The following is a 24,202-nucleotide window of genomic DNA, read 5'->3' as shown; positions in this document are numbered from 1 at the left end:
CGACGGGGCTGACCGTCGGGGGCCGCACGCGGACGGATCAAACATGACCACGGTTTTCGATCAGATCATCGCCGGCGTCGTTGAGGACGTCGCCGCGCGAGAGGCCGTCGTGCCGTTCAGGGAGATGAAGGCCCGCTCCCGCGACGTTGAACCGCCGCGGGACGCTATCGCAGCACTCACCCAGCCCGGCTGCGGCGTCATCGCAGAGCTGAAACGGGCGAACCCGGTCCGTGGTCCCATTGCCCTCATAGAGTCACCCGCAGAACTGGCCTGCGCCTTCGAGGCGGGTGGCGCCCGACTGATCGGGTGTCAGACGGAGCGCCGCCGTTTCCACGGCTCCCTGGAGGATGTCCGAGCGGTGCGCAGCGCGGTCACGGTTCCGGTGATGTGCCGCGACTTCATCCTCGACCCGTACCAGATCCACGAGGCCCGCTACTACGGAGTCGACATGGTTCCTCTGCTGGTCAGTGCGCTGGACCAGGCGCGGCTCGAATCACTGCTCGACCGGGTCCAGTCGCTCGGAATGACCGCCATGGTCGAGGTCCGCACCCCGGAAGAGGCATCGCGCGCGATTCAGGCCGGCGCGCGGGTGGTCGGCGTCAATGCCCGGGATCTACGGACCCTGACGATCAATCGGGAGGCGTTCGCGGAGATCGCACCGGGTCTACCCCGCGGCACCATCCGGGTCGCCCTGTCCGGGGTCCGGACGGCGCGGGATCTGATGAGCTACGCGGGATCCGGTGCGGACGCCGTCGTCATCGGTGAGGAACTCGTCACAGCGGAGGACCCCGCGGGAATGTGCCGGACACTGGTCACGGCTGGACAACACCCGGCGTGCCCTTCCGCGTGGTGAACCCGATTCACACCTGAAGTTGCCGCCCGGTCCCCGGACAGTCACACTGGAGCGCATGACCATCTCACCCCAAAACCACAATTCCGCCCGTCGGCGCTCGACGGTGCTCCGTACCTCCGTCGCGACGTTGTCGGCGACGGCCCTCGTCCTGACCGGCTGCTCCAGCTCGGACGCCCAGAAAGATGACACAGTGATCGGTGCGCTGTGCAACGCGTTCTACAGTCTCGCCGCGGCCCAGACCGACGCGGGTGACGGGCGTCTGCTGGCAGGCACGCACGAATACCTGGTAACCGCGCAGGACAAGCTGCGGGCGGTAGAAGGCGATGCCGAGGGTGAGGCTGCAGAGCAGTACTCGACCGCCACGCGGCTCATCGACGCCGCCGTCGACACCACCCCTGACATGACCGTTCAGGAGCAGCTGACCAACGACGCCGAGATCCCCCCGATGGCGATGGACGGCGGTGCCGAGGGTGTCGAGAGCTTCTTCTCCTTCGTTGAGGGACTCGAAGGAGATCAGCGGGAGCAGTTCGACGCCGCCCCGGTGTGCGGTGCCTTCGATCCCGACGTGGACGTCGCCGAGGACAAGATCGTGACGGCCTACATCGACTTCATGAATCTCACCCAGGGCGAGAGCATCCGGGACAACGAGGAATTCGCCCGGGTCATCGAGATTCTCCCGCTGGAGAACCCGCCGCTGCCGGGCACGGAACTACCCGACATCAGTTCCGACGACTACCGCGTGATCGCCGATGCGATCGGTGAGATCGCCGACGGCTTCGATGACTGGAAGATCCCCGAGGACGCGACGCCCGCGGAACGCCGGGCCCTCGACCCGCTGGTCTGGCACCGTCCGAAGCTCGCCGAGACCTACCGAGCGGCGGCGGATTCCGCCGGGAAGATGGCGGAGAACCCGAACGAGGACAACTTCTACGCGCTGATCAGCGCGGCACTCGAATCCGGAGCCGCGTCCTCCCGTGCGGTACGCATGGTGCCGCCACCGAACAATGCGACCGTCGAGAAGCTGGTCGCCCAGCAGGAGGGCACTAGCCAGGAGGAGGCCCCGGAGAACCCGGACATCGAGGCCCCGGAGGTAGACGCCCCGGAGATTCCGGAGCAGGCTCCGGAGATCCAGGATCCGGAGAACCCCGGTGGGGAATCCGCCGAGCAGTAGTCCGTAGGCGACGGCCGAAAGAAGGGAGGGGCACACCCGTGCCGGTGTGCCCCTCCCTTCTTGGGTGGTCGGGCCGGGATAGGGCACACTGGTCTGGTCAGTTCGACGGGACACGACCCACCCGCAGGTGCCCCCCGTCGCCACAGTTTCCGCACCGGCAGACAGGTTCCCATCTCGTGACCACCACACTTCTCGCCACAATCCCCTCACCGCCCCAGGGCGTCTGGCACCTCGGTTTTCTCCCCATCCGGGCCTATGCCCTGTGCATCGTCACCGGCATCATCGCCGCCATCTTTCTCACGCGTGCCCGCTACGCCGCGCGCGGCGGCAACCCCGAGATAGTCATGGACGCCGCAGGCATCTCCGTCATCCTCGGGATCATCGGAGGCAGGCTCTACCACGTCATCACCGACTACGACTCGTACTTCTGCTCCAACTGCGATCTGGTCCAGGTGTTCATGGTCACCAACGGTGGCCTGGGGATCATGGGGGCCGTGACCCTCGGTGCGCTCGGCGTCTGGATCATGATGCGGCGCAGGGGTCTGCCCTTCGCCCCGCTGGCCGATGCGGCGGCACCGGGCATCATCCTCGCCCAGGCCATCGGCAGACTCGGCAACTGGTTCAACCAGGAACTCTACGGTCGCCCCACCGATGTGCCGTGGGGCCTCGAGATCTACCGGAGGGTCGACGAGACCGGCGCCACCGCGCCGCTCACCGGGCGTTCCACGGGTGAGGTGCTCACGGTGGTGCACCCGACGTTCCTGTACGAACTGCTGTGGAACCTCGGGATGGTCGTGCTGCTGCTCTGGGCCGACCGACGCTTCCGGATGGGACACGGCCGGGTCTTCGCCCTCTACGTCGCGGCCTACGCGGCGGGACGGTTCTGGGTCGAGCTCATGCGCTCTGACCCGGCGAACCACATCCTCGGGTTCCGGGTGAACACGGTGACGTCGACACTGCTGTTCATCGGGGGAGTCCTGTTCCTGCTCCTGATCCGGGGGAAGAGGGAGGAGCCGGAGGTCGTCGATCCGCGGGGGGACGGCTCCCGCACGGAGGGAACCGACTCCGCGGGAGTCGACCCCGTCTCCGGTACGGGAGATACGGTCACAGGCGACCGTCGCGGTGGCTCCCGTGTGTCGGGACCCGGGCCGGAAGCTGACGGACCAGCGACGGGACGGTGAATTCTCGACTCGGCCGAGCGGTGTGAGCAGTATCGCGAACACCGCGTGACGGACCGCCACCCCTGACTGTTTGCGCCCGAACGTGTCTGTTTGTGCCTGGTTGTGGGAGTTTCGTGCGGGTTCCGGGAGGACTGTGTCGGGCTTCACAGACAGCCCGTGACGTGCGACGGAGGTGGCCGACCGGCCTCGACCGGCGGCGTTTCCGGAGCCGGGGGACTACAGTCGGGGACGTGGATAGACGAACCAAGATTGTATGCACCCTCGGACCTGCCGTTGCGAGCAAAGAAGGGATCGAATCCCTGGTTGACGCGGGCATGAATGTCGCCCGCCTCAACTTCTCGCACGGTGACTACCCAGACCATGAACAGAACTACAGGTGGGTACGCGAAGCGACCGACGCCTCCGGGCGCGCCATCGGTATCCTCGCCGACCTGCAGGGGCCGAAGATCCGTCTCGGCCGCTTCGCCGACGGTCCGCAGATGTGGGCCACCGGCGAAACCGTGCGCATCACGGTCGACGACGTGGTCGGCACCCACGACCGCGTGTCCACCACCTACAAGAACCTGGCCAAGGACGCCCAGCCCGGCGACCGGCTCCTGGTGGACGACGGCAAGGTCGGTCTCGTGTGCGTCGAGGTCGACGGCAACGACGTCGTCTGCGAGGTCATCGAGGGCGGTGAGGTGTCCAACAACAAGGGCGTCTCGCTGCCCGGCATGGACATCTCCGTCCCCGCGCTCTCCGAGAAGGACATCGCGGACCTCAAGTTCGCGCTGAAACTCGGCGTCGACTTCATCGCGCTCTCCTTCGTCCGTTCCCCGGCCGACATCGAGCTCGTGCACGAGGTGATGGACGAGGTCGGACGCCGCGTCCCGGTCATCGCCAAGCTCGAGAAGCCGGAGGCCATCGACGCGCTCGAATCGATCATCCTCGCCTTCGACGCCATCATGGTCGCCCGCGGTGACCTCGGCGTCGAGGTGCCGCTGGAGGAGGTGCCGCTCATGCAGAAGCGCGCCATCCAGATCGCCCGCGAGAACGCCAAGCCGGTCATCGTGGCCACCCAGATGCTCGACTCCATGATCGAGAACTCCCGACCGACCCGCGCGGAAGCCTCCGACGTCGCCAACGCCGTCCTCGACGGCGCGGACGCCGTCATGCTCTCCGGAGAGACCTCCGTCGGCCGCGACCCGCAGAACACCGTGCGCACCATGGCCCGGATCGTGCGGACCGCGGAGTCCGCGGGCAGCGTCCCGCCGCTCAGCCACATTCCGCGCACCAAGCGTGGCGTGATCAGCTACTCCGCCCGCGACATCGCCGAGCGCCTCAACGCGAAGGCCCTCGTGGCGTTCACCTCCTCCGGTGACACCGCGAAGCGGGTCGCCCGGCTCCATTCGCAGCTGCCGCTGCTGGTGTTCACCCCGGATCCGGCTGTCCGCTCGCAGCTCGCGCTGACCTGGGGTGCCGAGACCTTCCTCTGCCCGCAGGTCGAGGACACCGACGGCATGATGCGGGAGGTCGACAAGGCTCTCCTGGCGATGCCCGAGTACAAGCGCGACGACATGATGGTCGTCGTCGCGGGTACCCCGCCCGGAATCCGCGGCAACACCAACATGATCCAGGTGCACCTGCTCGGCGAGAACACCTCCTCCGGATCCTGACCGACCGAAAGCCATCCCTGCTCAACAACGAGAACCCGGCCCGCAGACCGCGAGCCGGGTTCTCGTCGTCACAAGGGGTGGAAAAGCACACCGGGTACACCCTCGCCCCCCGGTCACCCATGGAAACGCGAACGCTAACGTAAGGTTGAACAAGTGATTTCTTCAGGAAACGTCCATATATCCCACAACACCCCGACGGCGCTGCTGCCCCTGCGTCGTCTCGCACTGAATCTGCGCTGGTCCTGGCGGGATTCCACCCGCGAGCTCTTCGAGTCCATCGATCCTCTCCTCTGGGAGGAACTGGGGGAGAACCCCAAGATGATGCTGCACCGGGTGAGCAATTCCCGGCTGCAGGAACTTGCCGCCGACAAGGACTTCATCGACCGGATGAAGGCTGAGGTCGAGGATCTCGACGACTACCTGGGCGGCAACTTCTGGTACCAGAAGACCCACTCGGCCGAGGCGGCCGCGACCTCCACGGACCCCGTGGCGGCGTACTTCTCCATGGAATTCGGCATCCACCCCTCGCTGCCCATCTACTCGGGCGGACTCGGCGTTCTCGCGGGCGACCACATGAAGTCCGCCTCCGACCTCGGCGTCCCGCTGATCGGTGTCGGTCTGCTGTATTCCTTCGGGTACTTCACCCAGTCGCTGTCCGCGGACGGCTGGCAGCAGGAACGGTACGAGTACCACAACCCCGAGGACCTGCCCATCGAGCGCGTCACTGACGCCGACGGTGAGCAGATCAAGGTGACCGTCGCCTACCCCGACGGGCGCGACATCGTCATCGCCCTGTGGATCGCCCACGTGGGACGGATCCCGCTGCTGCTGCTGGACACGAACATCGACGACAACCCGCCCGGCATGCAGGAGGTCACCGACCGCCTCTACGGCGGCGACAGTGAGCACCGGATCAAGCAGGAGCTCGTCCTCGGCGTCGGCGGCGTGCGCGCCGTCAACGCATTCTGTGCCGTCCGTGGCCTCTCCCGTCCCCGTGTCGCGCACCTCAACGAGGGACACGCCGGTTTCCTCGGTCTCGAGCGGATCCGGGAGCGCATGGAGGAGGGGCAGTCCTTCGACGCCGCCCTCGCCCAGGTCCGTGCCGCCAACATCTTCACCACCCACACCCCTGTCCCGGCCGGAATCGACCGTTTCTCCGTCGATCTCGTGCGCCGCTACCTCGGTGAGGGACAGGATCCCTCCCGTCACCTGTGCCCGGGTGTCCCGATCGGTCGCGCGCTGGAGCTCGGCGCGGAGGCCACCCCGGGAATGTTCAACATGGCGCACCTCGGTCTGCGCCTGTCGCAGCACGCGAACGGCGTGGCGAAGCTGCACGGTGAGGTCTCCCGAGGCATGTTCGCCTCCCTCTACCCGGGCTGGCACGGCGACGAGGTCCCGATCGGATCCGTGACAAACGGCGTCCATCTCCCGACGTGGGTGAAGCCCGAGATGGCCGAGATCATCGCGAAGATCTCCGGCGACGCCGACCTCACCTCCACCGACGTCTGGGACCACCCGGACGCCGTGAGCGACGATGAGCTGTGGGCGGCACGCAACGGTCTGCGCCACGACCTCGTAGCCGTGGCGAGGGAAGCGGTCCACTCCTCGTGCCTGATCCGTGGGCAGCAGGAGGCCCAGCTGTACTGGACCCGCAACGTCCTCGACCCCGAGGTGCTCACCGTCGGCTTCGCACGTCGCGTGTCCACCTACAAGCGGCTCACCCTGATGCTCCGCAACCCGGAGCGGCTGCGCCGGATCCTGACCAACCCGGAGCGGCCCGTCCAGTTCGTGATCGCCGGAAAGGCGCACCCGCACGACGAGGGCGGCAAGCAACTCATGCAGCAGGTCATCCAGTTCGCCGATGACGCCGGCCTGCGGGACAAGTTCATCTTCCTGCCCGACTACGACATCGGACTAGCCGGCTACCTGATCTCCGGCGCGGACATCTGGCTGAATAACCCGGTCCGCCCGCAGGAGGCCTCCGGAACATCGGGCATGAAGGCCGTCATGAACGGCTGCCTCACCCTGTCGGTCTCCGACGGCTGGTGGGACGAGATGCCGCAGGAGGGCTACGGCTGGACGATCCCGACGGTGCACACCCAGGACCTCGACCACCGGGACAATCTGGAGGCCCAGGCCCTCTACGACCTGCTCGAGTACGAGATCGCGCCGCTGTTCTACGACCGCGACGACGAGGGCATCCCGCGCCGCTGGCTCGAGATGGTGCGCCGTTCGCTGACCACCCTGTCCCCGATGGTCACCTCCTTCCGCATGGTCCGCGACTACACGGAGGGGTACTACCGCCCGGCCGACACCTCCGCGCGGCTCATCATGGAGAACGACGGCGACGCTTCGGCGTTCGTCGACTGGATGGAGCGGGTCCGCGGGAACTGGAACGCCGTCCAGCTGCACGACCTCAGGGTCAACGGCGTTTCCACCCAGTCGGACTGCCGGCTCCTCGCCGGTGAGCCGATGACGTTCACCGTCTCCGCAGACCTGGGTGGACTGAACCCGGATGATGTGACCGTGCAACTGGTCAAGGGCCTCCGCACACCGGTCGGCACCCTCGAGTCCCCCGAGGTGTTCGACATGGCCCGCGCGGATGACGGCTACACCGTCACCCTGCCCAGCGACCGTCCCGGAGACATCGGTTTCACCGCCCGGGTGATCCCCTCCCACCCGTTGCTCGTCAGCCCCGCGGAACTCGGTCTCATCACCTACCACCCCTGATCGGCTCCGCCGTGCGGCAGGAGTGACCCGCCGCACGCGGACGGCGCCCCACGACCTTTCCTCCGGTGAATCCGGAACAGGTCGTGGGGCGCCGTTGTCGTTCGCCGGTCGGGCCCGCGGTACGGGTCAGCGGCCCAGGTAACTCAGCACAGCCGCCGCTGCCGCCCGGGTCGAGGCGTCGACAGAGGGGGCGTAGTCGGGCAGGAACGTGCCGGAGTGGTTCGTCGGGATGTCCCGGCTGATCCGGCCCGCCGCCTCAGCCGCGGCCCACTGCTCGCGGGGGGTGACCCCGACCGTCCAGAACAGGTAGGGGACCTCGAACGCGTTCGGGATGTCGCAGAAGTCCTCTGATGCCGTCCACCGCCGGGCGTCGACGGAATCCTCACCGAACACCGCGTCGAAGGTCGCCCGGACCCGCCGGAACACCGCCGGATCGTTGTCGGTGAGGTCCCCGTGCGCCGAGTAGACGAACTCCGGGTCCCGCTCGCAGCCACTCGCCGCGCACTCCGCGCGCACCACCCGTTCGATGGCCCGGTAGACTCGGTGCTTGACGTCGTTGTCGTAGAAGCGGCAGTTGAGCACCAGGGTCGCGGTGTCCGGAATCGTGTTGTTCGAGTGCCCGGAACTCAGCGTGCCCACGGTGATCACGGCGAAATCCTCCGGGGAGACCTCCCTGCCGACGATGCCCTGGAGCCGCACCACGACCATCGCCGCGATGAAGGTCGGGTCGATCGAGTTGTGGGGCATGGAACCGTGGGCGCTGCGCCCGTGGATCGTCACCGTGATGGTGTCGCAGGCTGCCAGGGCCGCACCGGGCATCGACATCACGGTTCCGGCGGGCCCCGGGACTATGTGCTGCCCCAGGCAGACCTGGGGACGGGGGATGATGTCCATGAGCCCGTCGTTGACCATGGCGATCGCACCGTCGGAGTTCTCCTCCGCGGGCTGGAACAGGGCGATGAAGGTGCCGCGCCACGCGTCACGGTGCTCGTCGAGGATCTGGCAGGCACCCAGCAGAGCGGTGGTGTGCATGTCGTGCCCGCACGCGTGCATCACCGGGCTGACGTAGCCGTTGTCCTGCGTGTGGATGTCCGTCGAGGCGAACTCGACACCCGTCTCCTCCTTGACGGGCAGTCCGTCGAAATCCGCGCGCATGAGCACGCACGGCCCCTCACCGTTCGTGAAGACGGCGACGATGCCGTAGCCGCCGATGTGGGTGGTCACCTCCGCGTCGAAGCGGGTCAGCTGGGCCGCGATTCGGCCGGCGGTCTCCTTCTCGTGCCCGGAGAGTTCGGGATGTGCGTGCATCTCACGGTAGAAGTCGCGCTGCCAGGACAGGTCACTGCCGTGGGCCTCGAGGAGCGCCGCCACCGTGGTCGGGGCCGCGGTGGTGGTGGGGAAGTCTATCTCCGTGTTCTCCGCCATGTGGAGTGCTCCTATCGAAAATCTGTCGGTATCGGTTTGTTTATCCGTATCAGTGGACGGGTGGGGCGCCCGTACCGGCGGGGATCGTGTACCCCGCGCCGGTCCGGAAACCGGTCCGCGTCACTTCGGGCACCAGCCGCATACACGACGGCACCCAATACTCCAGATATACCGGAAGAACGGGCGCTGGGCGTGGAGATCCACCGCTCGGACGGGTGTCTCCGCAAGGATCGCGGCGTGAACGGTGGGCGAATTCTCCTCCCGCTCCGGGGGACGTGGAGCCGGATCAGTGCCCGCTGAGGAACGGGTTGTACCGGAGGCTGTTGCGTTCCAGGCGGCACTCGGTGGCGATCCGCAGGTCCGGCGCGATGGCACCGTCGTCACGCAGGCGGTACATCGCCGCCACCATCCGGTCCCTGATCGACTGCGGAGAGATGGTGTTCAGGTAGATTTTCGTGCCGCCCTCGAATCCCGCGAGGGTGGAAACCCGCCACTTGATGACGACCCGCCACGGCATCGGCATGTCTAGGTCGATGGGCTTGTGGTGCCACTCCTCGTTGCACGGGACGTCAGGCCCGGCCGCGGCGTGGCAGGCGTGGATGAGATCACTCATCGCCCGGACCTCCTCGTTGGACTGTAGCCAGGGCTCCGGTGTGGCCGACTTCGAGTAGATCTCCAGCGTGGGGTAGCGGTGCCCGATACCGGCGAAGCAGATCGCGTGGTCGTTCTCCGCGATGGTGAGGTTGTGGTAGGCGGCGTAGTCCACCGCGAGCTCGTTGTACATGTTCGGGTTGGCGCGCAGCTGCGCGATCTCGGTGTCCGCCTGCACCCCGCGCTCGTCGATCGCGACGAGTTGCTTGTGCAGGTGATCGAACGAGGCGCCCGCCGGTTTGAGCCAGTTCTGGAACACGGCCACGTACGGCGTGTAGCGGTTGCGGTGGTAGAGGTCGGCGGCCGCGGCGATGGTGAACCGGATCAGAGCCGCGTGCTCGTCCGGGGTGAGGGTCCCGGAGGAGGCGAGCTGGCCCGTGTCGGTCGCTCCCGGTGCGAAGTGGTTGCGGGCGATGATGATGTCGTGCCCACCGGCGAAGAAGCCGCCGGCGCGTTCCAGCAGATCGGACTCGGTCAGGTCCGCGACCTCGTCGGCCCCGAGGGCACCGGAAGCCCGGAGCCTGGTCTCGACGGTGCGGCGCACGTGCTCCCGTCCCTCGGTGTCCGCTATGTAGGCGGCCATGCGTGCGGAGGTGGCGGAATCCATGATGAATCCGTAGTTCGCCCGCCAGTAGTCGTAGGAGACGATCTCGAAGAGATTGGGCACCCGGCGGAACTCCGCGGTGGTGTCGTGCAACTGGTGGGGGAGCAGTCCCGTGACGATCTCCCACTCATCGTCGTCACCGCTGTTGGCGTGCTCCGCGTGATCACCCCCGGTACGCACCATGCGTGCCTTCTCCGGGGGAGTTAGCAGCAGGTTGCCGGGACAGAACGCACAGTGGTGGTCGGTGTCGATCTCCGCGATGGGGGTCGTGGCGGTCGCGGGAACTGACAGGGGTCGGTTTCCGCGTCCGGGGACCGTCCATACCTCCGTGCCGGTGAACGGGTTGACCTGCTTGATCGTCCCGTCGGCCATTGTCGTGAGCGGCGTCTGTCGGGTGGGAAAATAAGGGCTCATAATTCTCCAGAATATTCGCTAGTGTGGCGGCATGCCCACGATAGTTTTTGACTGCCTGGTTCCCGACACGGAGGCCACCGGCTTGTCCGAGCGCTTCAGTCGCGCGACCGATGAGCTCGTCGAGGCCGGTGACATCGAGGCCGCGAGTGTCGTCTTCGACGCGTCCCCGCGTGTGGATCCGCATCTGGAATCGGAACTCCGGAGGATCTACCGTGTGGAACACGCGGATCTCGAGATGGCCGATGCCTCGGTGTGCCGCTACCGGATTCAGCTGAATGGGGTCCGCGGATCCGTGAATCAGCTGGCGATGACCCTGTCCCGGCTGCTGACGCCGCCCGCGGTTCTGCCGCGGGACCGCGTGCTGCTGGAACAGGAGGCGCTGTACGAGCGGCCCGCCACCTATCCCTGGTCGGTGCAGGTCTCCAGGTAGCGTTCCGCCAGGCGCCGCCCGGCATCCCGCAGCTGGGACTCGGTCCGGCGTGGACCATCGGCGTCGCTCCGTGGTCCGAGCTCTATGCCGATGACTCCGTCGGGTAACTCTGTCCGGATCTCCCCGGCGACGACAGCGGCCGGGGTGTCGGCGCGGCCCGCGATGTCGAGGACCGTGCCCACGACCTTGCCGGTGAAGCTCTGCCCGTCGACCCGGCCCTCGCCGGTGACCACGAGGTCGGAGTCGGCGGCGAATCCGGGTAGTCCGACCGCCTCGGCGACGGTCTCCGCCCCCGGGCGCAGGTGGAGACGTGGTGCGCCGCCGGTGACGACGGAGCTCAGCCAGTGCAGGCCCACGGGGACTCCTCCGGCGGCACCGTAGCCGGGGGTTCCCGGGTAGATGTCCGCGAAGTCACAGAAACGGTGGAGTCCGGCGTCGAGCCGCCCGATCAGTTCGGGGTCCGCGCCCTTCTGCGGGCCGAACACCGCGGCGGCCCCCTCAGGTCCCGTGACTGGCGCGGTGACGTCGGCGAGGAGGGTCCACTCGACGACGGCGGCCCGCACGTTCAGCTGGGCCGTGTCGATGTCCGCCAGCTCCGCGAGGTGCTCACCCCCCTGGGGAAGCGCCCTTCCCGTGACGTCGAGCGGCTGCGCGCCGAGGGCGATGAGGATTCCCGTTCCGCCGTCCACGGTCGCGGACCCGCCCAGCCCGAGGACGATGTGCGCCGCGCCTCGGGAGACCGCATCCGCGATGAGCACTCCGGTCCCGAAGGTGTCTCCGGTGCCCGGTACGGGGGTGTCGGCGACCGCGGGGAGCCCGGATGCGGCGGCTACGTCGATGTACGCCTGTGCCACGCCAGACCCGCCCCCGGTGGCGTCGAAGACGTACGAGGCCTCGGTGAGGCGGCCGGCGGCTGTGACCGTCGGGAGCGTGCACACCTCGCCACTGAAACACGATGCGGTGCCCTCGCCGCCGTCGGCCATCGGGACAAGGATGATTTCGGCGTCGGGACAGATCTCGGTGAACCCCGCGGCGATCCATTCCGCGGCCTCGGGCCCGGTCGCGGTGCCCTTGAAGGAATCGGGTGCCAGGACGACGGTCGGTCCCGGGGTGCTGCCGTCAGGTGTGTTCGGTGCGGTCACGACGTTGTCTGCCTCTCCGGGGATAGGTCCGGTGTCCCGGACGCTACTGTGGGGGGAATGGGAATCAGCTGGGTGATATCCGGGCCGCGGCTAGCCGCCGCGGTGCTGCTCGCCGGTGTCGTCAGTTTAGCGGGCGCGGGTGCCGCGGCTGCCGGGGTCCCCGGTGCCTCAGTCGGTGGGATCGGGGTCACCGGTCCGCGGAACACCAACCTTTCCGGGGCCCGGGTGACGGAACGGACGATGGGGTATCCGCCACTCGTTCCGGAGGGCGTCAATGATCCGGGGTGCCGGGTTTCCCCGGGGCGGGAACAGGCGGTCGTGCTCGTCCACGGCACGGATTCGACGCTCTACGCGGACTATTCGCTTCTCGGTGCCGAGCTCGCAGATGACGGGTGGTGCGTCTACGGCCTGGACTACGGGCGGGGGCAGGGGCCGGATGACGGTTTCGGGTGGCGTCCGATCGCCGATTCCGCGGTCGAACTCGATGCGACGGTCACCGCTGCGCTCAGATCCTCCGGCGCGCGGCAGGTGTCGCTGATCGGATTCTCCCAGGGGGCGACCGTCGCGCGGTACTGGACGAACGTCATCGACGGCGGGAAACACACCGCGACCTGGATCGGTCTGGCCTCACCCACCCGGGGCGGCGGTCCGGACGGTCTGATCCATCTGGTTGCGCTGCTGCCGGAGCCGTTCCGGGATGCGGTGTTCTCCCCGGCGTTGCAGGACCTGCTCGTCGGCTCGCGGTTCCTGACGGAACTCAACTACACGGCGGAGACGGTCCCGGGGCCCGCCTACGTGACGGTGTCAACGCGGTTCGACGAGATGATGTGGCGGTCGGACCTCCAGCCGATCCGGGGAGGACGGACCCGCAACATCGTGCTGCAGGACCTCTGTCCGGAGAACCTCGGTGGGCACATGCTGATGCCCTACAACCGAACGGTGGTGACTCTCGTCAAATACCTGTTGGTCGATTGGCAGGCCGGGGGTGGGGAGGGGGAGAAATACTGCGTTCCGGTACCTCTCGGGACGGGTATCTGGCCCGTCGTGGTGCAGACGAACCTCGGAAAACTGCAGGGTGTGCCCATAAATCGACAAGGAGTGATCTACGACACACAATTTTGAGTTGCGTGACAGGTATTGCCAGTCAAGACTGGAGTAAACCCCGTCGCAGCACCGCGACCCACGGGGTCCCGGATAGCCCCCGACCCGCCCCTGTGCGGAGAGGGGAACACCGGTCTCGGGACGGCACCGCCCGTCCCCTGTCGTAACCGGGTCGCGGAGACAAGGAATATAGCCACATGAACGTTGACGAACAGGTTTCCCAGTACTACAACACGGTGCTCAACCGAAACCCCGGCGAGGCTGAGTTCCACCAGGCTGTCGCCGAGGTCCTCGACTCCCTGAAGATCATCCTGGAGAAGGATCCGCACTACGCCGCAGAGGGCCTCATCGAGCGTCTCTGCGAGCCCGAGCGTCAGCTCATCTTCCGTGTGCCGTGGACCGATGACCAGGGCAAGGTTCGCGTCAACCGCGGCTTCCGCGTCCAGTTCAACTCGGCGCTCGGCCCGTACAAGGGCGGCCTGCGGTTCCACCCGTCGGTCAACGTCGGCATCATCAAGTTCCTCGGCTTCGAGCAGATCTTCAAGAACTCCCTCACCGGTCTGCCCATCGGCGGCGGCAAGGGCGGCTCCGACTTCGACCCCAAGGGCAAGTCCGACGCCGAGATCATGCGCTTCTGCCAGTCCTTCATGACTGAGCTGCACCGCCACATCGGCGAGTACCGCGACGTCCCCGCCGGCGACATCGGGGTCGGCGGCCGTGAGATCGGCTACCTCTTCGGTCAGTACCGCCGCCTCGCCAACCAGCACGAGTCCGGTGTCCTCACCGGTAAGGGCCTGACCTGGGGCGGTTCCCTCGTCCGTACCGAGGCCACCGGCTACGGCCTGGTCTACTTCACCAAGGAGATGCTCGCCGCCCACGGTGAGTCCTTCGACGGCAAGAAGGTCATCGTCTCCGGCTCCGGAAACGTCGCCATCTACGCCATCGAGAAGGCCCAGGAGCTCGGCGCGACCGTCATCGCCTTCTCCGACTCCTCCGGCTGGGTCGAGACCCCCAACGGTGTCGATGTCGCCAAGCTGAAGGACGTCAAGGAGATCCGCCGCGAGCGCATCTCCTCCTACGTCGACGAGGTCGAGGGTGCGACCCTGCACACCGACGGTTCCATCTGGGATCTCCCGTGTGACGTGGCCCTGCCCTGCGCCACCCAGAACGAGCTGGACGGCGAGCACGCCGCGAAGCTCGCCGACAACGGCTGCAAGTTCGTCGCCGAGGGTGCCAACATGCCCTCCACCGCGGACGCCGTCGAGGTCTACCGCGAGCGCGGTGTCCACTTCGGTCCCGGCAAGGCCGCCAACGCCGGTGGCGTCGCCACCTCCGCGCTGGAGATGCAGCAGAACGCGTGCCGCGACTCCTGGACCTTCGAGTACACCGACAAGCGTCTGCACGAGATCATGAGCAACATCTTCCGTCTCTGCGACGAGACCGCCCGCGAGTACGGCCACGAGGGCGACTACGTCATCGGCGCCAACATCGCCGGCTTCAAGAAGGTCGCTGACGCGATGATCGCCCAGGGCGTCATCTAGTCCGGACCCCGTCGGGATCACGCCCGTGATCACCGCGACGACCCCGTTCACCGGCCCGCCAGTCATGGCGGGGATCCGGGGACGGGGTCGTTTCACGTCCGTGGGTGGACGGGCTGCAGGACCCGTACTGTGTCCTCACGCCGCAGAACCGATTGTTGGGTACCGTATGTGGCATGTACCGCGTATTTGAATCCCTTGACGAGCTCAACGCCACCGTCGAGCAGGCCTACGGCGTGCCGATGTCCTCGAACTGCCTCGTGCCCCGGACGGAGATGCTCCGGCTCCTCGATGATCTCCGCGAGGCCCTGCCGCAGGAGGTCGACGACGCCCAGGACGTCCTGGACAAGCGGGATGACCTCATCCGCGGTGCGGAGGAGCAGGCGGAGTACCTGGTCACCGAGGCGGAGAACGAGGCCTCAGCACTCGTCTCCACGGCCCGTACCGACGCCGACGCCATGGTGGCCGACGCGGAGAACCACGCCAACCTTCTCGTCGCCCGCGCCGAGGAGGAGGCCGAGCGCCTCGTCCATGACGCACGACGCGAGGCGGAGGCGACGGTAGACCGCGCCAACGCCGAGGCGGAGAGGCTCGTGGCCAAGGGCAACGAGACCTACCAGCGCAGCGTGGACGAGGGCCTCGCGGAACAGCACCGCCTCGTCAGCGACTCCGAGGTCGTCCGCCGGGCGAACGAGGAGGCCCACCGGATCGTCGACTCCGCCCACGCCGACTCCAACCGGCTGCGCAGCGAATGCGACGCCTTCGTCGACACGAAGCTCGCCGAGTTCGAGGAATCGCTCTCCGCTACGCTGCGGAGCGTATCCAAGGACCGCGCCGCGCTGCGCCGCGGTGCCGGCGCGGCAGGACGAGGCGACCGCGCCGAGCGTCCCGAACGCGGAACCCGCTACTCCGCACGCGGCTACGAGGAGTAGTTCCGGGAGGTGACCTCCCGATTCCGGTGATCTGGGCGGTTGTCCGCCCAGAGGGTAGGCTGTGGGACGTCATGAACTCACCATTTGTATTTGATGTCGCAGCCCTGCTGCGCTCCTCGGCCACGCCGACCCAGCGCACCCAAACCGGCCCGAGTCCGTTACGGATCGGTCTACCCCTGGTCGCCATCGAGGAGGGGAGCGACGTCACCGTCGACGCCTTCCTCTCACCCCTCGGTGACGCCGTTCTCGTCGACGCCACTGTCACCGCACCGCTCTCCGGCGAATGCGCCCGGTGCCTCCGCCCCCTGGAGGTGGAGCACTCCTTCCACGTGAATGAGGTGTTCGCTGCCTCCGACGACTTCGTCAGCGGTGATTCCGTGGATGATGACGCGGAGGAGAATCCGCCGCGCATCGAGGGAACGGAACTCGACATCCAGCAGGCACTGACCGATGTCGTCGGTCTGAACCTGCCGTTCTCACCCACCTGCGACTACTTCGGGATCGGCGAGTGTGACTCCGAGCGCACCCCGGAACCGGACGGTGTCTCGGGGGAGGACGAGAAGAACCTTCCGGATCCCCGCTGGGCGGGGCTGGAGAAGTTCCTGTGAGCGCCAGGAAACGCTCCACCGGCACGGAGGCGCTCCAGAAGTCCTTCGACGCCGTCGACCACGCGCCCCTGCTGGCCAGCTTCGGGGTCGAGCTTCCGGAGGAGCTGCTGCGGCTCGCGTTGACGCACAGGTCCTTCGCCAACGAGAACGGGCACCTGCCCAACAACGAGCGGCTTGAGTTCCTCGGCGACTCCGTGCTGGGGCTCTCAGTCGCGGCCAGGCTCTACCAGCTGCACCCGACGAGGTCGGAGAGCGACATCTCCAAGATGCGTGCCTCCGTCGTGAGCCGGTACGGGCTCGCCGAGGTCGCCCGCGACATCGGCCTTGGCCGATTCATCCTCCTGGGCAAGGGCGAACGCGCCAGTGGAGGAGACGACAAGGACTCGATCCTCGCCGACACGACCGAGGCACTGCTGGGCGCGATCTATCTCGAGCACGGCTTCGAGGTCGCCCGCTCTGTGGTCCTCCGGCTGTTCTCCCACCTCATCGAGACGGCAGCTGCCACCGGTGTGCACAACGACTGGAAGACGTCCCTGCAGGAACGCCTCGCGGAGCGGAAGCTGCCGATGGCGGAGTACTCGGTCACCTCCGAAGGTCCGGATCACGACCGCCAGTTCACCGCCCGGATCACGGTCGCGGGCCGGGACCTCGGTGCCGGGCACGGGACGAGCAAGAAGACCGCCGAGCAGGACGCAGCGGCGATCGCGTACGCGCGACTGCGCGACGAGCTCGACTTCGGTCCCGATTCCCCTGAGACGATCGCCCGGGAGGCCGCCTCCGGCCGGAAGCGGCCCTGAGAACCGTTCATGCCTGAACTACCCGAGGTGGAGACCGTCCGATCGGGTCTCGCGAACCTGGTCACCGACTGCCGGGTCAGTCGGACCGAGGTGTGCCACCCGCGCGCGGCGCGGAACAATCCCGGCGGCGCGGCGGAGGTGTCCGCGGCGCTCACCGGACGCACCGTCTCCTCCGTCGAGCGGCGGGGCAAGTTCCTCTGGCTGGTCCTCGAACCTGGAGAGACCGCGCTTCTGGTGCACCTCGGAATGAGCGGTCAGATGCTGGTCAAGGATCCCGGCGCAGGTGCGGAGGACCCGAACCGGAGGCACCTGCGGGCCCACGTCGTCCTCGATGACGGGCGGGAGGTCTGGTTCGTGGACCAGCGGACCTTCGGCTACTGGTGCACCGGACCCCTGGTGTGCGGTCGACCGACCACGCCCGGTACGACACCGCGGAAGGTGCCGCTCCGGGTCGCCCACATCGCCCCCGACCTGCTCGAACCTGATCTCGACCTCGGTACCGTCGCACGTACCCTGAAAACACGCGGAACCGAGATCAAACGACTGCTGCTCGCGCAGGATGTCGTCTCCGGAATCGGCAACATCTACGCCGACGAGATGTTGTGGCGGGCCCGGGTCCATCCCCGGCAGCGTGCCTCACGCATGGCGGTGGCGCGGATCGGGGACCTGTTGTGTGCCGGAATCGACGTGATGCGAGACGCGCTGGCACAGGGAGGCACCTCCTTCGACGCGTTGTACGTGAACGTGAACGGTGATTCAGGTTATTTTGACCGTTCCCTCAACGTCTACGGGCAAGCGGGAAGGGCGTGTGTGCGCTGCGGTTTCACGATCCAGCGTGAGCATTTCATGAACCGCTCCAGCCACTTCTGTGGAAACTGCCAACGCAGATACTGACTTTTTCCCCAGTTTTGGGTTAACGTTTCTCCGCATGGAACAACTTCAGAACTTCGTCGGTGAGTTCAACGACTTCTACTGGCAATTCGTGCTCGTCCTGCTCATCGGAGCGGGGCTCTACTTCTGTTGGACCACCCTCGTGGTCCAGCTCCGGTTCATCCCGGACATGTTCCGCTCGATCGTGGAGCGGACACCCTCCGAGAAGGGGGAGAAGAACATCTCCGCCTTCAAGGCGTTCACCGTCTCGGCTGCCTCCCGCGTCGGTACCGGCAACGTCGCAGGCGTCGCCATCGCCATAGCGATGGGCGGGCCCGGCGCGGTGTTCTGGATGTGGATGCTCGCCGTAGTCGGCGGCGCGACCTCCTTCGTCGAGTCGACGCTCGCCCAGGTTTACAAGGTGCGGGACAAGGACTCCTTCCGGGGTGGCCCCGCCTACTACATCACGAGGGCCCTCGGCTGGCGCTGGCTGGCGGTCATCTTCGCCGTGCTCATCACCCTGACCTACGGGTTCGTGTTCAACGCCGTGCAGTCCAACTCCATCGCCGACTCGATGACCACTTCCTTCGAGGCGTCGAACCCGGTGCTCGTCAAGATCATCGTCGGTGCCGTTCTCGCGCTGGTCACCGCGGCCGTCATCTTCGGCGGGATCCAGCGCATCGGCGCGGTCACCCAGGTCATTGTCCCCGTCATGGCGGTCGCCTACATCATCGTCGGCATCATCGTCGTAGTCATCCACATCGGGCAGGTTCCCGGAATGGTCGCCAACATCTGGGCGGAGGCCTTCGGATTCCGGTCGGTGACCGGTGCCGCGATCGGTACCGTCATCATGAACGGCGTCCGCCGGGGCCTGTTCTCCAACGAAGCCGGTATGGGTTCGGTGCCGAACGCAGCTGCCACAGCGACGGTCTCGCACCCGGCGAAGCAGGGCCTGATCCAGACCCTGGGTGTCTACTTCGACACCATCGTCGTCTGCTCCGTCACCGCGTTCATCATCCTGCTGTCCAAGCCCGACTACGACGACACCCGCGGTGGCATGGAGCTCACGCAGAACGCTCTCGCCGACAGCGTCGGCACCTGGGGCATCCACTTCCTCACCGTGATCATCATCTTCCTGGCGTTCTCCTCCGTGATCGGCAACTACTACTACGGGGAGACGAACATCGAGTTCCTGACCGGGTCGAAGACCGTGCTCAACGGCTTCCGCGCCCTCGTGGTCCTCTGCGTGTTCGGCGGCGCACTCGGCTCCGTCCCGCTCGTCTGGTCGCTCGCGGACACCTTCTCCGGGCTGATGGCCACCGCCAACCTCATCGCCATCATCCCGCTCGGTGGCGTCGCCGTCGCGCTGCTCAGGCACTTCTCCGAGCAGCGTGCCAAGGGCCTCAACCCCGTGTTCCACCGCGACGATCTTCCCCGTCTCCGTGGCTGGGAGAACATGGAGTGCTGGGACGGAACCGACGCGGTTCTCGAGCGCGACGAGCGCTACGACGAGGTTTCCCGCCGCGTGAAGTAGGCGCAGCGATCTCCGTCAGAGGGGCACCGTCCGGCACAGCGGGCGGTGCCCCTCTCCGTGTGTCCGCGCCCCGGTACAGTGACTCGCAGGACAGATATTCACCACGATGATGACCACGGAGGGCGGAAACGATGGGTGCAGGGAATCGGACGAGGCTGACGGCGTGGGTGCACGGGCATGTCCAGGGGGTGGGCTTCCGCTGGTGGACCCGCTGTCAGGCGAAGGAACTGGGGTTGGCCGGATCCGCGAGCAACTATCCGGACGGGCGCGTCCTCGTCGTCGCGGAGGGGGAGGAGCAGGCGTGTGTCGCTCTCCTCGGGCGGCTCGCCGAACAGCCCAGCACCACCCGTCGTCCCGGGCGGGTGGAGAAGGTGATCGACCAGTGGTCCGAACCCCGAGGGGACTCGGGATTCACCGAAAGATGAGGGGGCCGACCAGCGCACTGATTCTTGTCGCGGTAGCGGCATCCGCAGCCGCGCTCTGCGGATGCTCACCGCGCGCCGAGGACACCGCTCCTTCCGGCCCCGCACCCGCGACCGGTCCGGTGACGGAGATCCCGGCCGAAAGCGATGACGCGGGAACCGGTGTGGTGCCCCTCGCAGAGTATCCGGTGGACAGGGCGTCCGACAGGATGCGCGACGAACACATCGCCCGCATCGAGGACCATGCGGTCATCGATCAGCGGACCATCCGGATCGCCGGGATGACGGGCACCGCGCGGTGTTTCGGAGTCCGACCCGTCGTGGACGAGACCGACAACGAGGTTCGGCTCGCGCTCGTCGCCGGAACCCTTCCGGGCACGGACGGCCCCTGTACCGAGGAGGCGCGCTTCGCCGCCGTCGACGTCCCGCTCTCCCGTGATCTGGGGGACCGGAAGATCGTGCTCCTCGACGAACTGGAACCGGGGGAACTCACCCGAAACCGCTGACCGGGGCCGGTGTTACTATTTTCCGGTGCATCTGAAATCGCTGACGCTCAAGGGATTCAAGTCCTTCGCGTCTGCGACGACCCTGAAATTCGGACCCGGCATCTGTGCCGTCGTCGGTCCGAACGGCTCCGGTAAATCCAACGTCGTCGACGCGCTGGCCTGGGTGATGGGGGAACAGGGGGCGAAGACCCTGCGCGGCGGGAAGATGGAGGACGTCATCTTCGCCGGTGCGGGCGACCGCAAACCGCTGGGCCGCGCCGAGGTGACCCTCACCATCGACAATGCCGACGGTGCCCTCGACATCGATTACTCCGAGGTATCCGTCACCCGCCGGATGTTCCGCGACGGTGCGAGCGAGTACGAGATCAACGGGACGAGAGCCCGCCTGATGGACATCCAGGAGCTGCTGTCCGACTCCGGAATCGGCCGCGAGATGCACGTCATCGTCGGGCAGGGGCGCCTCGCCCAGATCCTCGAGGCGAAGCCCGAGGACCGGCGCGCCTTCATCGAGGAGGCGGCCGGCGTGCTCAAGCACCGGCGACGCAAGGAGAAGGCCCACCGCAAGCTCGTCGGCATGCAGGCCAACCTCGACCGACTCACCGACCTCACCGGCGAACTCAAACGTCAGCTGAAGCCACTTGCCAGACAGGCCGAGGCCGCGAAGCGCGCTGCTACGGTGCAGGCCGAACTACGTGACGCCCGGCTCCGGCTCGCCGGTGATCAGCTGGTGCGGCTGCGCGCCGACGCCGAGGACGCCGAGGCGAAGGCGGAGCTGCTCGCCGCCCGGGTCCGCGAAGTCACCGAACAACTGGAGGAGGCCACCGGCGGGCAACTCGAACTCGAGGAGGAACTCGCCCGGATCACTCCCGAGGTCGAGGCCGCCCAGAATCTCTGGTTCACCCTGTCGGCGCTGGCCGAACGTGTCTCCGCGACGGTGCGCATCGCCGCCGATCGCGCCGCGAACCAGGTCTCCGACATCAGCTACTCCGGCCCCGACCCCGATGACCTCGCCCGCCGCGCGGAGCGCGCCGACGAGGAACTCGCCGGCCTCGAGGAGGCCGTGGAGATGGCCGCCGAGCGCCTCGAGTCCATCCGCGGTGAGGTCGAGGACCGCGAACAGACCGCCCGCGAACTCGAACGCGAACACCTCGCCCAGATGCGGGCCATCGCCGACCGGCGGGAGGGGGTGGTCAGGCTCCTCGCCGCCGAGGAATCCCAGCGCAGCCAGATCGAGGCCGCCGACGCCGACATCGAACGGCTCACCGAACAACTCGAGGAGACCCTCGGACGTGCGGACGCAGCCCGTGCGGAGGCCGAGGCCATCGCCTCCCGGATCGAGAGTTCCTCCACCAACCGCCAACCACTGGAACAGGCACACACCCGGGCGTCAGCGGAGGCGCAGGCCGCCGAGGCGCGACTCGACCAGCTGCGCGACGCCGAACGCGCCCTGGAACGCCGGGTGTCGTCCCTGACCTCGCGGATCGACACCCTCGAGTCCACCGTGCCCACCGTCGACGCAGCCGAGGTCCTCGGGGAGGGCTTCGCACCCCTCGCCACCCTCATCCGCCCGGAACCGGGAACGGAGAAGGCCGTCGCCGCGGCCCTCGGCCCCGTGGCGGAAGCCGTCGCCGGCGACATCGACGACACCGTTCTCGGGGAACTCGACGGCGCGGACATCCCCCGCACCACACTCATCGACACGACCGGCACCGGAAGCGGGGACTGGCGCCTCGACAGCGATCTGCCGACCGGATGCACCTGGCTTCTCGACCACCTGGACCTCGACCCGGGCGTGCGTACCGCCGTCGTGAGGCTCCTGGTCGACGTCGTCCTCGCCGACGACGACACCGCCGCGCTGCAGGCCATCGACGACGACCCCAGGCTGAAGGCCGTCACCCGCGACGGCACGCTGCGCGGCCACGGTTGGCTGACCCTCGGGCAGGGTGCCGGAACCGCCGTGGAGATCACCGCGCAGATCGACTCCGCCCGCGGGGAACTCACCACCGTGGAGGCGGAACTCTCCGAACTCGCAGGCACCCTCTCCGGTGCAACGACCGCAGCGGAGGAGGCGCGGGTCGATGCCGCGGCGGCGAAGGCCGCACTCCGCGAGCACGACCGCGATCTCGAGACCCTCAACCGGGACGCGAAGCGCTTGGTAAAGAGCCACGATGCGGCCCGTGCCGAACACCAGCGCATGGCCTCGCGCGTCACCGCCGCCGAACTCCGCCGCAATGAACTCGCCGGACAGCTCGAGGAGACCCTCGACCGACTGACCCGCGTCGAGGACACCGATGAACCCGACGAGCCCTCCACCGCCGCCCGGGACGAGGCCACCTCCGCGCTCGCGCAGGTCAAGGCCATGGAAGTCGAGGCCCGCCTCGCGCTGCGGACCGCCGAGGAACGCGCCGGGCAGCTGCGCGGAAAAGGCGATGCGCTGCGCCGCCAGGCCGAGCACGAACGGCAGGCCAAGGCCCGGCACGAGAGGGCGATGGCCGCCCGCCGGGCGGCGGCCGAACTCGCCGCAGCCGTGGCACGCGGTGCCCGCGAGGTCGCGGACCGCACCGCGGACGCCACCGCACGGGCCGCGGCCCGGCGGGACGAACTCAACACGGCCCGGGCCGACGTCACGACACGGCTCGCCCGTGCCAAGGATGCGGTGAACGCCGCCCGGATGGAACTCAACCGACTCACCGACACGGCACACGCCTCCGACATCGCCCGCAGCCAGGCACAGGTGCGCATCGAACAGGCCGAGGAACAGATCACCGGGCAGCTGGGTCTGACGGTGGAGGTCATCCTCGCGGACTACACCCCGGGCGAGGACTTCGACCGCGCCGCGGAGAAGAAACGCCTCAAGCGCGCGGAGAAGGACCTCGCCTCCCTGGGCAAGGTCAACCCGCTCGCCCTCGAGGAATTCAAGGCACTGGAGGAACGTTACGAGTACCTCGCCACCCAGCTCTCCGATGTCGAGCAGGCCCGCCGTGACCTCACCAGTGTCATCGAGGAGGTCGACGCGAAGATCCTCCAGTTGTTCACCGACGCCTGGCGCGACGTCGAGGACGAGTTCCCCCGCGTGTTCTCAACCCTGTTCCCGGGCGGGGAAGGGCGGCTCGTGCTCACCGACCCGGACGAAATGCTCACCACCGGCATCGAGGTCGAGGCCCGGCCGCCCGGAAAGCGCGTCAAGCGACTGTCGCTGCTCTCCGGCGGGGAGAAGTCGCTCACCGCACTCGCCATGCTCGTGGCGATCTTCCGCGCGCGGCCCAGTCCGTTCTACGTCATGGACGAGGTCGAGGCCGCCCTCGACGACGTGAATCTGCGTCGCCTGATCAACCTTTTCGAGGAACTCCGCGAGTCCAGCCAGCTCATCGTGATCACCCACCAGAAACCGACGATGGACGTCGCCAACGTGCTCTACGGCGTGACCATGCGCGGCGACGGCGTCACCCGTGTCATCAGCCAACGGATGTCCCCCGCCACGCGCGCGCAGGCTGACACCGGCGAACCCGGATCAACCGCCAGCTAGGCAACAAACCTGCTGTTCAGGACCGTGGACCATGGGTTTCAATGGTGCCCGCACGCGTCCAGCACGGGGGCGCTAGAATCGAACAGTCTGCTCGGCAGGCCAACCATCCACC

Annotated in this window: 19 protein-coding genes; 16 read left to right on the top strand and 3 right to left on the bottom strand. The window is 67.5% G+C overall.

What is annotated here, in order from left to right:
- Window positions 1-43 precede the first annotated feature (43 nt).
- The 5 genes from trpC (at window position 44) to glgP (ending at window position 7,590) form a co-directional block, all read left to right on the top strand.
- Window positions 44-853 (top strand): indole-3-glycerol phosphate synthase TrpC, encoded by an 810-nt coding sequence (gene trpC / locus JDV75_RS05570; protein WP_198738229.1) that lies wholly within the window; start codon window positions 44-46, stop codon window positions 851-853.
- 55 nt (window positions 854-908) lie between these two features.
- Window positions 909-2,024, top strand: a complete 1,116-nt coding sequence (locus JDV75_RS05565) for a hypothetical protein (protein WP_198738228.1) — start codon at window positions 909-911, stop codon at window positions 2,022-2,024.
- A 176-nt stretch (window positions 2,025-2,200) separates the two neighbouring features.
- The gene (lgt, locus tag JDV75_RS05560; protein ID WP_198738227.1) at window positions 2,201-3,205 is read left to right on the top strand and encodes a prolipoprotein diacylglyceryl transferase; all 1,005 of its coding nucleotides are present in this window, start codon (window positions 2,201-2,203) and stop codon (window positions 3,203-3,205) included.
- 230 nt (window positions 3,206-3,435) lie between these two features.
- The gene (pyk, locus tag JDV75_RS05555) at window positions 3,436-4,860 is read left to right on the top strand and encodes a pyruvate kinase (protein WP_198738226.1); all 1,425 of its coding nucleotides are present in this window, start codon (window positions 3,436-3,438) and stop codon (window positions 4,858-4,860) included.
- A 153-nt stretch (window positions 4,861-5,013) separates the two neighbouring features.
- Window positions 5,014-7,590, top strand: a complete 2,577-nt coding sequence (glgP, locus tag JDV75_RS05550) for an alpha-glucan family phosphorylase (protein WP_198738225.1) — start codon at window positions 5,014-5,016, stop codon at window positions 7,588-7,590.
- Between the two features lie 126 nt (window positions 7,591-7,716).
- Here glgP and JDV75_RS05545 read toward each other — a convergent pair whose 3' ends face one another.
- Window positions 7,717-9,015 carry an amidohydrolase gene (locus JDV75_RS05545; protein WP_198738224.1) on the bottom strand — a complete coding sequence of 433 codons (1,299 nt, stop codon included), beginning with the start codon at window positions 9,013-9,015 and terminating at the stop codon, window positions 7,717-7,719.
- Between the two features lie 286 nt (window positions 9,016-9,301).
- Entirely contained in the window at window positions 9,302-10,684 is a 1,383-nt protein-coding gene (locus JDV75_RS05540; protein ID WP_198738223.1) for a DUF4921 family protein, read from the bottom strand.
- Between the two features lie 31 nt (window positions 10,685-10,715).
- Between JDV75_RS05540 and JDV75_RS05535 the strand changes: the two genes are divergently transcribed.
- Complete coding sequence (locus JDV75_RS05535) at window positions 10,716-11,114, top strand: hypothetical protein (protein ID WP_198738222.1); 399 nt, start codon at window positions 10,716-10,718, stop codon at window positions 11,112-11,114.
- Here the strand turns inward: JDV75_RS05535 and JDV75_RS05530 are convergent.
- A complete protein-coding gene (locus JDV75_RS05530; protein WP_198738221.1) occupies window positions 11,084-12,256 on the bottom strand; it encodes a glycerate kinase in 1,173 nt (390 codons plus the stop codon). The two genes, JDV75_RS05535 and JDV75_RS05530, sit on opposite strands and share 31 nt — an antisense overlap.
- Window positions 12,257-12,313: 57 nt before the next feature.
- On the opposite strand from JDV75_RS05530, the gene JDV75_RS05525 reads away from it, so the two are divergent.
- The 10 genes from JDV75_RS05525 to smc all read left to right on the top strand — a co-directional run bounded on the left by JDV75_RS05525 (window position 12,314) and on the right by smc (window position 24,090).
- Window positions 12,314-13,378: an esterase/lipase family protein gene (locus JDV75_RS05525; protein WP_198738220.1), complete on the top strand. Its 1,065-nt coding sequence runs from the start codon at window positions 12,314-12,316 to the stop codon at window positions 13,376-13,378.
- A 176-nt stretch (window positions 13,379-13,554) separates the two neighbouring features.
- Window positions 13,555-14,898 (top strand): NADP-specific glutamate dehydrogenase, encoded by a 1,344-nt coding sequence (gene gdhA, locus JDV75_RS05520; protein WP_198738219.1) that lies wholly within the window; start codon window positions 13,555-13,557, stop codon window positions 14,896-14,898.
- A gap of 173 nt (window positions 14,899-15,071) precedes the next feature.
- Complete coding sequence (locus JDV75_RS05515; RefSeq protein WP_198738218.1) at window positions 15,072-15,827, top strand: SPFH domain-containing protein; 756 nt, start codon at window positions 15,072-15,074, stop codon at window positions 15,825-15,827.
- A gap of 71 nt (window positions 15,828-15,898) precedes the next feature.
- Window positions 15,899-16,435 (top strand): YceD family protein, encoded by a 537-nt coding sequence (locus JDV75_RS05510; protein ID WP_198738217.1) that lies wholly within the window; start codon window positions 15,899-15,901, stop codon window positions 16,433-16,435.
- Window positions 16,432-17,232: a ribonuclease III gene (gene rnc / locus JDV75_RS05505; RefSeq protein ID WP_198738216.1), complete on the top strand. Its 801-nt coding sequence runs from the start codon at window positions 16,432-16,434 to the stop codon at window positions 17,230-17,232. The genes JDV75_RS05510 and rnc overlap by 4 nt, the downstream gene beginning before the upstream one ends.
- A 9-nt stretch (window positions 17,233-17,241) precedes the next feature.
- Complete coding sequence (mutM, locus tag JDV75_RS05500) at window positions 17,242-18,126, top strand: bifunctional DNA-formamidopyrimidine glycosylase/DNA-(apurinic or apyrimidinic site) lyase (RefSeq protein WP_198738215.1); 885 nt, start codon at window positions 17,242-17,244, stop codon at window positions 18,124-18,126.
- A 34-nt stretch (window positions 18,127-18,160) separates the two neighbouring features.
- On the top strand, window positions 18,161-19,636 hold the full coding sequence (locus JDV75_RS05495; protein WP_198738214.1) for an alanine/glycine:cation symporter family protein: 1,476 nt from the start codon (window positions 18,161-18,163) through the stop codon (window positions 19,634-19,636).
- Between the two features lie 131 nt (window positions 19,637-19,767).
- Window positions 19,768-20,061 (top strand): acylphosphatase, encoded by a 294-nt coding sequence (locus JDV75_RS05490; RefSeq protein WP_198738213.1) that lies wholly within the window; start codon window positions 19,768-19,770, stop codon window positions 20,059-20,061.
- On the top strand, window positions 20,058-20,564 hold the full coding sequence (locus JDV75_RS05485) for a hypothetical protein (RefSeq protein WP_198738212.1): 507 nt from the start codon (window positions 20,058-20,060) through the stop codon (window positions 20,562-20,564). Before JDV75_RS05490 ends, JDV75_RS05485 begins: the two co-directional genes overlap by 4 nt.
- 25 nt (window positions 20,565-20,589) lie before the next feature.
- Window positions 20,590-24,090, top strand: coding sequence for a chromosome segregation protein SMC (gene smc / locus JDV75_RS05480; RefSeq protein ID WP_198738211.1), 3,501 nt, complete (start codon window positions 20,590-20,592; stop codon window positions 24,088-24,090).
- The last annotated feature ends 112 nt before the right edge of the window (window positions 24,091-24,202 follow it).

The organism is Corynebacterium meridianum, from assembly GCF_016342265.1.
Classification (GTDB): domain Bacteria; phylum Actinomycetota; class Actinomycetes; order Mycobacteriales; family Mycobacteriaceae; genus Corynebacterium; species Corynebacterium meridianum.
The sequence above is the reverse complement of the archived record's forward strand: the minus strand, read 5'-3'. Positions and strand labels throughout refer to the sequence as shown.

Coding starts and splice junctions, on each gene's coding strand:
- JDV75_RS05535 (WP_198738222.1), top strand. CDS start 10,716: ATGCCCACGATAGTTTTTGACTGCCTGGTTCCCGACACGGAGGCCACC.
- gdhA (WP_198738219.1), top strand. CDS start 13,555: ATGAACGTTGACGAACAGGTTTCCCAGTACTACAACACGGTGCTCAAC.
- JDV75_RS05495 (WP_198738214.1), top strand. CDS start 18,161: ATGGAACAACTTCAGAACTTCGTCGGTGAGTTCAACGACTTCTACTGG.
- JDV75_RS05485 (WP_198738212.1), top strand. CDS start 20,058: ATGAGGGGGCCGACCAGCGCACTGATTCTTGTCGCGGTAGCGGCATCC.
- JDV75_RS05510 (WP_198738217.1), top strand. CDS start 15,899: ATGAACTCACCATTTGTATTTGATGTCGCAGCCCTGCTGCGCTCCTCG.
- trpC (WP_198738229.1), top strand. CDS start 44: ATGACCACGGTTTTCGATCAGATCATCGCCGGCGTCGTTGAGGACGTC.
- JDV75_RS05545 (WP_198738224.1), bottom strand. CDS start 9,015: ATGGCGGAGAACACGGAGATAGACTTCCCCACCACCACCGCGGCCCCG.
- JDV75_RS05525 (WP_198738220.1), top strand. CDS start 12,314: ATGGGAATCAGCTGGGTGATATCCGGGCCGCGGCTAGCCGCCGCGGTG.
- JDV75_RS05490 (WP_198738213.1), top strand. CDS start 19,768: ATGGGTGCAGGGAATCGGACGAGGCTGACGGCGTGGGTGCACGGGCAT.
- JDV75_RS05515 (WP_198738218.1), top strand. CDS start 15,072: ATGTACCGCGTATTTGAATCCCTTGACGAGCTCAACGCCACCGTCGAG.
- JDV75_RS05540 (WP_198738223.1), bottom strand. CDS start 10,684: ATGAGCCCTTATTTTCCCACCCGACAGACGCCGCTCACGACAATGGCC.
- JDV75_RS05565 (WP_198738228.1), top strand. CDS start 909: ATGACCATCTCACCCCAAAACCACAATTCCGCCCGTCGGCGCTCGACG.
- mutM (WP_198738215.1), top strand. CDS start 17,242: ATGCCTGAACTACCCGAGGTGGAGACCGTCCGATCGGGTCTCGCGAAC.